Consider the following 14,153-nt stretch of genomic DNA (forward strand, 5'->3'; position numbering starts at 1 on the left):
TCTGTTTAATTTTCAAAGACCTTATTTTGCTTAATCGCTTTAAGCGACTATTACATAATATCATTTTGCTGTTTTCATGTCAACACTATTTTATCTTTTTTTTCAAAAAGTTTTGCGTTGTTTTAACAACAGAATTTATTATATCATGTATTCTTGCTCTTCTTAAATAATTCCCTTTTTTCATTTTTAATATATCTATCATTTTTCTTTTAATTTCTTTTATTTTCTTTAATTTTCAATCATCGACACACTAGGATTTGTTTAATTATATTCACACCTAATTCTATATTAAAACACCTAATTTTTATTCTTTTCCATTTAAATTATCTTTAATTTTATAATTTTCCCCAATATAATTATAAAAAAATACAGGTATATCAATTTGATATACCTGTACTCCATTTTTTCTATTCTTCTGTTTCAGTTTTCTCAATTAAAACTTCTAAACTATTATCCATAGTTATATCTTCTTGAATAACTTCAACATTTTCATCAGTTTCTATTTCTTCACCTAATGAATTTACTTTTTCACTAGCTGGTATTTTAGCTATTGCAACAACAGCTTCATTATCTAATGTTCTCATAAGTTTTACACCCATAGTTGATCTTCCTGAAATTGAAACATCATCTACATTTATTCTTATGGCAACACCATTACTATTGATAAACATCATTTCATCATCAAATTTACAAACAGTTGCTCCAACTACTTTTCCTGTTTTCTCAGTTACTTTATATGTTAGAAGACCCATTCCACCTCTATTTTGAACTTTATATTCATCAAGTGGAGTTCTCTTACCATATCCATTTTCACTTATTACAAGGAATTTTTCTCCTTCAACAGCAATATCTAAGCAAACTGCATAATCGCCCTCTTTAAGTCTTATAGCTCTAACTCCAGATGCTGTTCTACCCATAGGTCTAACATTTTGCTCATTAAATTTAATAGCTAAACCATTTCTAGTAGCTATTATCATATTAGCATCTCCGTGTGTTCTCTTAACTTTAAGAAGCTCATCGCCCTCTCTTAAGTTTATTGCTATTAAACCTGATTTTCTTATATTCTTGAAATCAGCTATAGGAGTTTTCTTAACTACCCCTTGCTTTGTTCCCATAAATAAGAATCCATCTTTTTCTTCATCATCTTTAATTGTAAGAATAGTTTCTATTCTTTCATCCGGATCAATCTGAATAAGATTTACAAGGTTTAACCCTTTAGCTGTTCTTCCTGCATCTGGTATCTCATATGCTCTAAGCTTATAAACTTTACCAAGATTTGTGAAGAATAATAAATCTGAATGAGTTGATGTAACAAATACATGTTCAACAAAATCATCTTCTTTTGTTGTCATTGCTTGTATTCCCTTACCCCCTCTTTTTTGAGATGAATAAGTATCAGCTTGTATTCTCTTAATATAACCTGAGTTACTCAATGTTATAACAACATCTTCCTCTTGAATTAAATCTTCTATATCAATTTCATTCATTTGTTTTTCTATTTGACTCATTCTTGGAGTAGCAAACTTTTCTTTTATAGCTAATAATTCTTCTTGAATTACTTCTTGTAATCTTTCTTCACTAGCAAGAATTTCATTTAAGTAATTAATAAGTTTCATTAACTCGTTATACTCTGCTTCTACTTTATCTCTTTCAAGTCCAGTAAGTCTTCTAAGTCTCATTTCTAAGATAGCAGCTGATTGTCTTTCACTTAAATTAAATTTACTTGCAAGCTCAGCTTTTGCTATTTCAGAATTTTTAGAATTTCTAATTATACTAATAACAGCATCTATATTATCAAGTGCTATTCTAAGCCCTTCTAATATATGAGCTCTTTCTTTAGCTTTATTTACATCAAATATTGTTCTTCTTGTTATAACTTCTTTTTGGAAAGCTATATAATGCGTAAGCATTTCTCTTAAACTTAATACTTTAGGCTCATTATTAACTAAAGCAAGATTTATAACACCAAATGTATCTTGCATTTTTGTATGTTTATAAAGCATATTTAATACAACATTAGCATTAGCATCTCTTTTAAGTTCAATAACTATTCTCATACCTTCTCTATCAGATTCATCTCTTAAATCTGATATTCCAGTTAATTTTTTATCTTTTACAAGATTAGCTATATTTTCTACAAGTCTAGCTTTATTAACTTGGTACGGAAGTTCTGTAACTATTATTTTATTTCTTCCATTTTCTTCTTCTATTTCAGCTCTAGCTCTTGTTACAACTTTTCCTCTACCAGTTTCATAAGCAGCTCTGATTCCAGTTCTACCCATTATTATTCCCGCTGTTGGAAAATCTGGTCCTTTGATATATTGCATAAGCTCTAGAGATCCAAGCTCTGGATTACCCATTAAAGCTATAGTTCCATCAATTACTTCACCAAGGTTATGTGGTGGTATATTCGTAGCCATACCAACCGCTATTCCTGATGAACCATTAACTAAAAGATTAGGATATCTTGAAGGTAAAACTGTTGGTTCTTGCTCTTCACCATCAAAGTTTGGAATAAAATCAACAGTTTTCTTATTTATATCTCTAAGCATTTCACTAGCTATTTTTGTCATTTTAGCTTCTGTATATCTCATAGCCGCCGCTGAATCACCATCAACAGATCCAAAGTTACCATGTCCATCAACTAACATTTCTCTCATTGAGAAATCTTGAGCCATTCTTACTAAAGCTTCATAAACTGAAGTATCTCCATGTGGGTGATACTTACCTAAAACTTCTCCAACTATTCTTGCACACTTTCTATAACCTCTTTCAGGATATAATCCAAGTTCTTGCATTGCAAATAGTATTCTTCTATGAACAGGTTTAAGTCCATCTCTTACATCTGGTAATGCACGACCAACTATAACACTCATAGCATAATCTATATAGCATTTTTTCATTTCATTTTTAATATCTATGGGTATAATTTTTCCCTCATTAAAACTCATTTACTTACCTCCTACTAGACTATACATCTAAGTTGCTAACTTTATTAGCATTTTTCTGTATGAATTCTCTTCTTGGCTCAACTTTATCACCCATAAGAATTGTAAATATTTCATCAGCCGCCATAGCATCTTCTATTTGAGCTCTTAATAATATTCTTTCATCTGGGTTCATTGTTGTATCCCATAATTGAACTGCATTCATTTCTCCAAGACCTTTATATCTTTGGATATTTACACTACTATCTTTTCCACCAAACTCTTCAATTTTAGAATTAAGCTCGGCATCTGAATAACAGTATGATTCTTTTTTACCTTTTGAAACCTTATATAATGGTGGCTGTGCAATACATACATGTCCGCCCTCTACAAGTTCTCTCATGTATCTATAGAAGAATGTTAATAATAAAGTTCTTATATGAGCTCCATCAACGTCAGCATCAGTCATTATTATTATTCTATTATATCTAATTTTTTCTATATCAAATTCTGGTCCAATCCCTGCTCCTATAGCAGTTACAAGTGATCTTATAGTATCCGATCCAAGTATCTTATCAAGTCTTTGTTTCTCAACGTTCATTATCTTACCTCTTAAAGGTAAAATAGCTTGGAATTTTCTATCTCTTCCTTGCTTAGCTGATCCACCAGCTGAATCTCCCTCAACTATATATATCTCACACTCTCTAGGATCTTTTGATGCACAATCTGCAAGTTTTCCTGGAAGTGAACTTCTTTCTAAAACTGACTTTCTAGTAAGCTCTCTAGCTTTTCTAGCAGCCTCTCTTGCTCTTGATGCTACAAGTGCTTTCTCAACAACAATCTTTCCTGTTGCGGGATTTTCTTCTAAGAATGCTGCAACTCCTGGTCCAACAACTGATTCAACAGCACTTCTAACTTCACTATTTCCAAGTTTAGTTTTTGTTTGCCCTTCAAATTGTGGATCAGTCATTTTAATTGAAACAACTGCTGTAAGCCCTTCTCTGATATCATCTCCTGAAAGATTCTTATCATTCTCTTTAAGATATCCAAACTTACGCCCATAATCATTTATAATTCTAGTTAAAGAAGTTTTAAATCCTGCAAGGTGAGTTCCACCCTCAATAGTATCTATATTATTTGCAAAAGTGAATATATTTTCATTGTATCCATCATGGTATTGAAGTGAAACTTCAACCATAATTTCATCTTTATCACCCTCAATATAAATTGGCTCTTCAAATAAAGCCTCTTTATTTCTGTTAAGGTATGAAACAAATGATTTTATACCACCTTCATAGTGATATTTTTCTGTAACTAGCTCTTCTTCTCTTTCATCAATAAGAGTTATATTTATCCCTTTATTTAAGAAAGCAAGTTCTCTTAGTCTTTGTGATAATATTTCAAAATCATAAACAACATCTTCAAAAATAGTAGAATCCGCTCTAAAGAATACTTCAGTTCCTGTTGTTTCTGATGTACCAACAACAGTTAAATCTGTTACTATATTACCTCTTTCAAATGTTTGTTGATATTTTTTATTATCTATATTTACAGTTACAATACACTCTTCAGATAATGCATTAACAACAGAAGCTCCAACTCCATGAAGTCCTCCCGAAACTTTATAACCCCCACCACCGAATTTTCCTCCGGCATGTAAAACTGTCATTATAACTTCAACAGCTGGTCTACCCATTTTCGGATGTATTCCAACTGGCATACCTCTACCATTATCCGTAACAGTAATTGAATTATCTTTATGAATAATAACTTTTATAGTATCACAATATCCAGCTAAAGCTTCATCAATACTGTTATCAACTATCTCATAAACTAAATGATGTAAACCTCTTGAACTTGTACTTCCTATGTACATACCAGGTCTTTTTCTAACAGCCTCAAGACCTTCTAAAACCTGAATTTGACTGGCATCATAATTTTGATTATTTTCTTCTAACATATAACTCCTCCTACTGCATACACTTCCCCTAAAATATTAAGGCCAAAGCATTAAGATTTAAGGATTTTGATTATAATTTACCTCTGTTCTCTTTGTTAAAGTTGCTGATGAAATTGGTGATAGATATACTCTACTCATTTTATCAACTTCAGCTATAACAAATGATTTAGGTTTTTCCTTTGTTATTCTTTCAACAAATCCATCTTCATCTGCCATTCTTAAAAATTGGATTGTATCAGAACTATCCATTGCAGACTGTATGTCAAATATACCTATAACATCTTTAATGGGAACAACTACATTTTCCCCTAAGTGTAGAAACACAGATATTCCTCCTTTTAAACACTCAGAATTCCATCTTTAACCTTAAAAACTCTTGATTTATTATCAAGATAACTTGTTAAATCTTCAATTCCTGTGCATGTTATTATACTTTGAATTTCTTGTATCGATTTTAAAATATATGATTTTCTTTTAAAATCTAATTCAGATAAAACATCATCTAAAAGTAAAACAGGATACTCACCAGTGAGCTCCTTTATAATTTCTAATGATGCGAACTTTATAGTTAAAACAGCTGTTCTTTGCTGTCCTTGTGAACCATAAATTTTAGAATCCATAGCGTTTATTAAAATACTAAAATCATCTCGATGAGGACCTACTGATGTCATTCGTTTCTCAATATCCCTCTTTCTCAATGATTTTAATTGTTCTACTATGCTATCCTCTACAGAATCTAAATTTTTAACTGTAGAAATATATTTAAACTCTATAAACTCTTTCCCACTAGTAATATCCCTGTGGATATTTTCTGAATAAGAATTTAATTTTTTAAGATATTCTAATCTAGAATTTATTATAAATTTTCCAAAACCTGCAAGCTGTATATCATAAATATCTAACATTGATTCATCTACATCACGTTGTTTTAAAATTGTGTTCCTTTGCAGCAACACTTTATTATACTGAACAAGATTGTAGTAATACTTAGTATTAAGTTGACACAATTCCATATCTATAAATTTCCGTCTAACACCTGGTGATTCTTTAACGATTTTTAAATCCTCTGGCGAAAACATTACGACATTAAAAATCCCAACAAGTTCACTAATTTTAGAAACTTTTATAGAATTTATTGATATTGCTTTTTTACCATCTTTTAAAATATTTATATCAATTCTTTTATCTAATCTATCTCTTCCAACTTCTAATCTTATAAATGATTTTTCTTCATTAATCCTTATAAGCTCTTTATCTCTATTCGTTCTATGTGATTTAGCAAATGCACAATAATATATCGACTCAAGTATATTAGTTTTTCCTTGAGCATTATCGCCCATAAACACATTCACATTTTTTCCTAGTTCTATTGCTAGGCTTTCATAATTTCTATAATTTAATAATTGTAAACTCTTAATATACATAAAAACACCTTTGTTAATTATAACATAATAGAACCTATAAAGACTTTATTTTATTAAATTAACTTGTAAATTTCTTCTTGGAAAGTTATTTCATCTCCAACTCTTAATTTTTTACCTCTTTGTGTACAAACTTCACCATTAACAAGCACTGCTTCTTCTTTTATATAAAATTTAGCTTCTGACCCTAAACTTACAGCTCCACACCATTTTAAAAGTGAATCTAATTTGATTATTTCTGTCTCTATTTTAACCATTTCCATAATTTTATTTTACTACAGACTCCTATCGCCCGTAGTATCCTCCTATTTTTTTATTTTGCCATTCTAACTGGGAGTACTAAATACTCACAATCATCATTATCTTTATTTTTTATAATACATGGTGAAACACTACTTGTTAATTTTATCTGTATAATTTCTTCTTCCATACTTTTTAAAACATCTATTAAATATTTTGAGTTGAAAGCAATTTGTAAATCTTCGCCTTGTGTTTCAACAGAAACTTCTTCTCTAACTTTTCCAAGTTGAGAATTTGATGTTATAACAATATTATCATTTGAAATATTAAATTTAACTAAATTAGTATTACCATCTTTAGCCATAAGAGAAGCTCTTTCTATTCCATTTTGTAATTCTTGTCTATTAACATCAATTAATATTTTATGTTCTTTTGGGAGTAATGAACTATAACTAATAAAATCACCTTCTAGTAATCTTGATATTATTCTAGTTTTCCCCATATTGAATAATATATGATTTGGTGTAAACATAATTTCAACAAGTGTATTTGCATCATCTAATATTTTTGATACCTCATTAAATGCTTTACCTGGAATAACTGCTGTAATTTCATTTGAGTTATCTATAAATTCTCGTCTTAATGCTAATCTATATCCATCTAAAGCAACTAAATTAAGATTTGAATTTGCTACTTCGAATAATATTCCTTGAAGTATTGGTCTTGTTTCATCCTGTGCAGTTGCAAAAGAGGTTCCTTTTATCATATTTTTTAACAGACCTTGAGGAATTGAAAATACTTTATCCACATCTATTGTTGGTAAACTTGGAAATTCTTCAGAACTCATGTGTAGTAAATCAAAAACAGATTTTTGACATTCTATCTTAAGCATATTATTTTCTAAGGTACTTAAAGTTACTTCTGCATTAGGTAATTTCCTAACTATTTCACCAAGTAATTTAGCATCTACAACAATTGTTCCTGGTTCAAGAATGTTAGCTTCTATTTTTGTTTCTATACTCACATCTTTATCTGAACCTATAAATGTTATTATATTATTTTTACATTCGATATACATACCCTCTAATATAGGCATAGTTGTTCTACCAGTTATTGCCTTTTGAGCTATAGCGATAGCATCTTGTAATTTATTTTTTTCACATATGAATTTCATAGTAAAATCCTCCTTAAAAATTCTAAAATTTATAATCCTAAAAACCCCTTAGATATAGATAAATATATATAGATAATATATATAGTAATAGTAATAGGGCCTGTGGATATTGTGGATAACTTTTTGAAACATAGAGTTTATCATTGTTTACAGGGCAAAATGCCTGTGGATAAACCTGTGGATAACTAACGCAGTTATCCACAGGTGAATTTGGAATTGTGGATAACTTTTTCATTGGAAAATAATCCACAGAAATTAATCCACAACCTGTGGATTAATTGTGACCAAATTTATTCGTAATATCATTAATTATATTTTGAAGTGCTTCATCAGTTTTATAATTTTCAGATATTTTTTCATAAGCATGAATAACAGTAGTGTGATCTCGACCACCAAATTCAGCACCTATTTTAGGTAATGACATATCAGTTAATTTTCGACTTAAATACATTGCTATTTGTCTTGGGTGTGAGATTGCTCTTGTTCTTCGTTGAGATTTTAAATCATCAACTCTTAAATTGAAATAATTAGCGACAGCTTCCTGTATAGTATCAACAGTAATAACTGCAGTTCCTTTATTTGCAATAATATCTTTTAGTGCTTCAGCAGCAAGTTCTACTGATAACTCTCTATTTGTTAGAGATGCGTAAGCAAGTACTCGTATTAATGCTCCTTCAAGTTCCCTAATATTAGATTTTATTTTAGTAGCAACATAAACCATAACATCATTTGAAACATTTAAATATTCAGAATCAGCTTTTTTCTTTAATATAGCCATTCTTGTTTCAAAATCTGGAGCTTGAATGTCAGCAATTAAGCCCCATTCAAACCTAGAACGTAGTCTAGCTTCTAAAGTTGGTATTTCTTTAGGTGGTCTATCAGATGATAATATTATTTGTTTATTAGCTTCGTGTAAAGCATTAAATGTATGGAAAAATTCTTCTTGAGTTCTTTCTTTACCAGCAATAAATTGTATATCATCAATTAGTAAAACATCTATATTTCTATATTTGTTTCTGAATTCTTCATTCTTGTCATCTTTGATTGCATTTATAAGCTCATTTGTAAATTTTTCTGAAGATACATAAACAACTTGAGCTTTAGGATTTTCTTTTAGTATGTAATGTCCTATTGCATGCATTAAATGAGTTTTTCCAAGACCTACACCACCATATATAAATAATGGATTATAGGCTTTAGCTGGAGATTCTGCAACAGCAAGTGAAGCTGCGTGTGCAAATCTATTACTGTTACCTATAACAAATGAGTTAAAAGTATATTTAGGATTTAATGTAGTAGACATTTCATCACTAACAAGTATAGAACTTTTTCCAGAATAATCACGTTCAATAACTTCAGATGGGTCTTCAATTTCTTCTTCTGTTTCACTTTCTAAACGAAATTCAACATCCATTTTCTTGGATGTAACAATGTTAAGAGCCTGTATTACAAGGTCTTTGTATCGTTTATCTAAAATACCACGAGTAAATTCATTAGGTACAGTAAGTCTTAAAACATGGTCGGTTAATGATTGTGGTTCGCAACATTTAATCCATGTATTAAAACTTATTTCTGTTAGTTCACTTTTTATTATACTTAATGCTTTTTCCCAGGTATTATTTAGCTGATTTTCCATATTAAATCCTCCGCTACATAATAATTGTAATAATTGCTTTAATTTCATAGTATAAATTGAAAATTAATAGTTATCCACAAATTATCCACAGGTTTATCCACAGATGGGACAAGTATAAAACCATATTGAAATAATTCACAGATAGTTGTGGATTAAATTGTGGATAGTTTATAATAAATATATATTATCCACAGCCTGTGGATAATAATATCCACAATTTAATAATTATGTAAACTTACTAAATAGATAGATTTAGAGCAACTTTTTATTTTTGAAAAAAAAGTTATAAACATATTATCCACAGGTTTATCCACAACTGTGGATAAGTTGTACATTTATCCACAGATTCTTTAATTACTTATATATATTAACATAATTAGACATACACTATCAAGAAGTTATCCACAAAAAAAAAGAATTGTGGATAAATATGTTGTGGATAACTTAAATCTTAAGACAAGCCATAGGAAAAAAACATGTTACCTGTGGATAACTTGTTTTTTAGCTAAATAATAAATATGAGTAGATTTATTAGTAAATGAGAGTTTTGAAAGTTAAATTATTTTAAGAATTGAAATGTAAAAAATTTAAAATGAAGATTAAAATTTTATAAAGAAACTATAAGTATTTGGATTTATGTGTGATAATAATATGGTAGTAGTAAATAAGTAAAAAGATTTATTATATAAGGGAAGTCTATTTTAAATAGAAAATATAAAATATTAGCATGTAAAATTTATATTTTTCAATATAAAAAATAGTACAGGCTAATATCAAAAGTTCAATTTAATTTACATAACATACTAAATGATAGAGCTCGTATTTTCTTGACATAGTGGAGTTTCAAATATATAATTAAACAGTAAAACTTTAAAAGTGAATACGTATAGTTTTTTACTATAAAAATATTTTGTTGAAGGAGGTGCATTTTCAATGTTCATGACATACCAACCAAAAAAGAGACAAAGAAAAAGAGAGCACGGATTCAGAAAAAGAATGAAAACTAAGTCTGGAAGAAATATCTTAAAGGCTAGAAGACAAAAAGGTAGAAAAAGATTAACAGCATAAGGACCACAATAATGTGGTCTTTTTCTGTAATAAAAACAGAAAAATCTGTAATAAAAGCAGAAAATTAAGGAGAGAAAACCTCGGATGAGTATGCAATCGCTAAGAAAAAATAAAGAATTTAGACTAGTATATAGAAGGGGAGAGTCCATTTCTAATAGAATACTAGTTTTATATGTTTTTAAGAATAGAAGAAATAGAGATGATGAAAATCTACCTTATAATAAGGTGGGAATTTCAGTTAGCAAAAAAGTTGGGAAAAGTGTGATTAGAAGTAGGGTTAAGAGATTAATTTTAGAATCTTACAGATTAAATTCTGAAAATCTTAAAGATGGTCATGATTTTATTTTTATTGCGAGAAATCCTATAGTTGGTAAGTCTTATAAAGAAGTAGAGAGTGCAGCAGTGCATTTACTTAAAAAGGCAGGAATATACCAAAATGAAAAAAGTGCTAATAGCAATAGTTAATTTTTATAGAAAATATTTATCTCCCTTGAAAAGGAGAGGTACTTGCATTTATTTGCCCACATGTTCACAGTATGCAATAGATGCTATAACTAAATATGGGGCTTTAAAAGGAAGTTTCATGGCAATTAAGAGGATTCTCAGGTGTCATCCCTTCCATAAAGGCGGGCATGACCCTGTTAAATAAATAAATTTTAGGAGGGATTCAGAGCTTGGATAAAATTTTAGCTCCAATTACAAATTTCTTAAGCAGTATTTTTATGGCATTTTACAATTTTGTTGCTTCGGTAACTGGAAATGCTACTTCTGCGCAAAAAGGTTTATCACTTGTTTTAGCAGTATTTTTAATTACTTTATTAGTTAGGCTAATTATATTACCTTTAACTATCAAACAAATGAAATCAACTTCAAAAATGCAAGAAGTTCAGCCTTTAGTTAAAAAGGCTCAAGAAAAATACAAAGGAAACCCTGAAAAAGCAAACGCTGAGGTTATGAAACTTTACAAAGAAAATAATGTTTCTATGACTGGTGGATGTTTACCACTTATTATACAAATGCCTATATTATTTGCTTTGTATGATGTATTTAATCAAGTTGGACAAAATGCAGTATTAATGCATGATCCAGTTCCATCATTTTTATGGATTGCTAATTTAGGAGGACATGATAAGTTTTATATCTTGCCTATATTATCAGGATTAACAACTTATTTATCATCTTACTTAATGCAAAAAGGTACTGGTTCAGGAGAGAATAGCCCTATCCCTATGGGAACTATGAATATAGTAATGGGTGTTATGCTTGGATTTATGTCATTAAAATTCCCAGCATTACTTGTGTTCTACTGGATAATTGGTAATGTTATTCAAATGATTCAAACTTACTTCTTAATTATTTTACCTAAGAAGAAAAAGATGAAGAAGATGGAACTTGAAACAGGTGTTATTGATGTTACACCAACTAAGGTGGATATACAAAATAACAGTAAGAAGAAAAAGAAAAAGTAGTGAAATTTTAAATTAGTGTTTAAACTTCAAAGGTTGGTGAAAGATATGAAGACTATCGAATTTACTGGCAAGACAGTTGATTATGCTTTAGAAAATGCTTTAAGTGAATTGAAAGTTTCTAAAGAGAGGGTTGAATATACTATAACTGATGAGGGAAGTAGAGGGTTTTTGGGCTTTGGTTCGAGACTAGCTACAATAAGAGTTACGTTAAAGATAAATATTACTGAAGAGTGTAAGATATTTTTAGAGGCAATGCTCAGTAAAATGAGTATTGAGTCTGAAGTTTCTATGAAAGAGGAGAAAGATAAAATTTTCATTTTTGTTGAAGGTGAGAATGTAGGGGGTATCATAGGATATAGAGGTGAAACTTTAGATGCTATTCAATACTTACTTAATGTTTTTGTTAATAAACAAAATAAGGGGTCTTACAAAAGGGTTATTTTAGATGCTGGTTCTTATAGAGTGAAAAGAGAGGAAACTCTTAAAAAGTTAGCTCTTAAGACTGCATATAAAGTTAAAAAATATGGTAGGACTATGAAATTTGAACCGATGAATCCTTATGAGAGAAAAATAATACATTATACTCTTCAAAGTGATGATAAAATTACTACACATAGCGAAGGGCAAGAGCCTTTTAGAAGAATTGTGGTTAGTATTAAATAAGAAGAAGCCGAAAGGCTTCTTTTTTTAGGTTTAAAATCTTTATTTTATGAAAGAATAGTATAATGCTACTTAGTTTTATGGTGTATAATGTTTTTTGACTTATTATATTTACTTAGGTAAAATAAATATAGATTTTTAATAGAAATTGTACGTTTTGAAAGAAACTTAGAAATATAGAATTTTGTTTTAGGAGGTTATTATGAAAGAGTTTGATACTATTGCAGCTATTGCCACTGCTCTTGGAGAGGGTGGAATTGCTATTATTAGAGTATCTGGGGATAAAGCTTTAGATATTGTGGATAAAGTATTTAAGGCTGTGAATGGAAAAGATATGTTTTCTATGAAACCTTATACTATGAGATATGGACATATTAAAAATAATGATGATGAAATTTTAGATGAAGTTATTGTTAGTTTTATGAAGGGTCCAAAGAGTTTTACTGCTGAAGATACTATTGAAATTAATTGTCATGGTGGAGTTATTTCTACTAATGCAGTTTTACAAGAAGTTATTAAGGTTGGAGCAAGACTTGCAGAACCAGGAGAGTTTACTAAGAGAGCATTCTTAAATGGTAGAATTGATTTAAGTCAGGCTGAAGCTGTTATGGATATTATTAGTGCTAAGACAGAACTTTCTATGAAGTCTGCTTTAAGACAGAGTGAAGGACGACTTTCTACTGAGATTAATAGACTTAGAGCAGAGGCTTTAAATGTACTTGCTTTAATTGAGTATGCTGTTGATTTTACTGAGGACGAGGAAGAAGTTGACCCAAGCATTGGAGTTGATGTTAAGGCTGGTATTGAGAAGCTTATTTCAGAAGTTGGCTACCTTATTAAAAGTGCTGATGAGGGGAAGATTATAAGAGATGGACTTAGCATTGCTATTGTTGGTAAGCCTAATGTTGGGAAGTCTTCGCTTTTAAATGTTCTTTTAAATGAAAAGAGAGCTATTGTTACTGATATTGCAGGAACTACTAGAGATGTTATAGAAGAGTACATAAATCTTGATGGTATACCTGTTAGGATTATTGATACAGCAGGAATCAGGGAAACTGAGGATGTTGTTGAAAAGATTGGTGTTCAAAGGTCTAAGGAGAAGATTGATGAGGCTGATTTAGTTGTATTTATGCTTGATACAAGCAGAGAGCTTGATAAGGAAGATTTAGATATTATTGAGTATATTAAGGATAAAAAGTATATTGTTCTACTTAATAAGGTAGATTTAGATAGAAAGATAGAAGATGGAGCGATTGAAAGTCTTGAGAATAAGATTGAAATTTCTGCTATGCAATCTATAGGGATTGATGTTTTAAAGAGTAGAGTTAAAGACTTATTCTTTAGTGGAAATATTGATGCTGAGAGTTTAATGGTTACAAATACTAGACATAAACAGGCTTTATATAGAGCATTTGAGAATCTTGAGAATGGTCTTGGTGGAATAAATAGAAATGAGTTCTTAGATTTAGTTTCTATTTATGTTATGTCTGCTTTAAAAGCTTTAGGAGAAATTACTGGTGCAGAGGTTGAGGAAGATTTAGTTACTAAAATCTTTATGGAGTTCTGTTGTGGTAAGTAATTAATGGAGGAAAAATTAT

13 protein-coding genes are annotated in these 14,153 nt (G+C 29.7%); 6 read left to right on the plus strand and 7 right to left on the minus strand.

The window, feature by feature from the left end; translation table 11 throughout:
* Positions 1-407: 407 nt before the first annotated feature.
* From gyrA to dnaA, 7 genes are all read right to left on the minus strand, one after another.
* Positions 408-2,951, minus strand: coding sequence for a DNA gyrase subunit A (gene gyrA, locus Q0V15_RS01835; protein WP_297435425.1), 2,544 nt, complete (start codon positions 2,949-2,951; stop codon positions 408-410).
* A 19-nt stretch (positions 2,952-2,970) separates the two neighbouring features.
* Positions 2,971-4,887 carry a DNA topoisomerase (ATP-hydrolyzing) subunit B gene (gyrB, locus tag Q0V15_RS01840; protein ID WP_297435427.1) on the minus strand — a complete coding sequence of 639 codons (1,917 nt, stop codon included), beginning with the start codon at positions 4,885-4,887 and terminating at the stop codon, positions 2,971-2,973.
* 57 nt (positions 4,888-4,944) lie between these two features.
* Complete coding sequence (gene remB / locus Q0V15_RS01845) at positions 4,945-5,211, minus strand: extracellular matrix regulator RemB (protein WP_297435429.1); 267 nt, start codon at positions 5,209-5,211, stop codon at positions 4,945-4,947.
* A 14-nt stretch (positions 5,212-5,225) separates the two neighbouring features.
* Positions 5,226-6,311, minus strand: a complete 1,086-nt coding sequence (recF, locus tag Q0V15_RS01850) for a DNA replication/repair protein RecF (protein ID WP_297435431.1) — start codon at positions 6,309-6,311, stop codon at positions 5,226-5,228.
* Positions 6,312-6,364: 53 nt separating this feature from the next.
* Positions 6,365-6,571 carry a S4 domain-containing protein YaaA gene (yaaA, locus tag Q0V15_RS01855; protein WP_297435433.1) on the minus strand — a complete coding sequence of 69 codons (207 nt, stop codon included), beginning with the start codon at positions 6,569-6,571 and terminating at the stop codon, positions 6,365-6,367.
* Between the two features lie 50 nt (positions 6,572-6,621).
* Complete coding sequence (gene dnaN, locus Q0V15_RS01860; RefSeq protein WP_297435435.1) at positions 6,622-7,722, minus strand: DNA polymerase III subunit beta; 1,101 nt, start codon at positions 7,720-7,722, stop codon at positions 6,622-6,624.
* 274 nt (positions 7,723-7,996) lie between these two features.
* On the minus strand, positions 7,997-9,358 hold the full coding sequence (gene dnaA, locus Q0V15_RS01865) for a chromosomal replication initiator protein DnaA (RefSeq protein WP_297435436.1): 1,362 nt from the start codon (positions 9,356-9,358) through the stop codon (positions 7,997-7,999).
* 933 nt (positions 9,359-10,291) lie between these two features.
* Here dnaA and rpmH point away from each other — a divergent pair.
* The 6 genes from rpmH to mnmE all read left to right on the plus strand — a co-directional run bounded on the left by rpmH (position 10,292) and on the right by mnmE (position 14,134).
* Positions 10,292-10,426, plus strand: coding sequence for a 50S ribosomal protein L34 (gene rpmH / locus Q0V15_RS01870; RefSeq protein WP_297435438.1), 135 nt, complete (start codon positions 10,292-10,294; stop codon positions 10,424-10,426).
* Positions 10,427-10,510: 84 nt separating this feature from the next.
* Complete coding sequence (rnpA, locus tag Q0V15_RS01875) at positions 10,511-10,891, plus strand: ribonuclease P protein component (protein ID WP_297435440.1); 381 nt, start codon at positions 10,511-10,513, stop codon at positions 10,889-10,891.
* Positions 10,863-11,075, plus strand: a complete 213-nt coding sequence (yidD, locus tag Q0V15_RS01880) for a membrane protein insertion efficiency factor YidD (protein ID WP_297435442.1) — start codon at positions 10,863-10,865, stop codon at positions 11,073-11,075. Before rnpA ends, yidD begins: the two co-directional genes overlap by 29 nt.
* Before the next feature lie 25 nt (positions 11,076-11,100).
* Entirely contained in the window at positions 11,101-11,895 is a 795-nt protein-coding gene (gene yidC, locus Q0V15_RS01885; protein ID WP_297435444.1) for a membrane protein insertase YidC, read from the plus strand.
* Between the two features lie 45 nt (positions 11,896-11,940).
* Entirely contained in the window at positions 11,941-12,558 is a 618-nt protein-coding gene (gene jag, locus Q0V15_RS01890) for an RNA-binding cell elongation regulator Jag/EloR (protein WP_297435446.1), read from the plus strand.
* Positions 12,559-12,757: 199 nt separating this feature from the next.
* A complete protein-coding gene (mnmE, locus tag Q0V15_RS01895; protein WP_297435448.1) occupies positions 12,758-14,134 on the plus strand; it encodes a tRNA uridine-5-carboxymethylaminomethyl(34) synthesis GTPase MnmE in 1,377 nt (458 codons plus the stop codon).
* Positions 14,135-14,153 lie beyond the last annotated feature (19 nt).

This window comes from uncultured Clostridium sp., assembly GCF_947036855.1.
In the GTDB taxonomy this organism is placed as follows: domain Bacteria; phylum Bacillota; class Clostridia; order Clostridiales; family Clostridiaceae; genus Sarcina.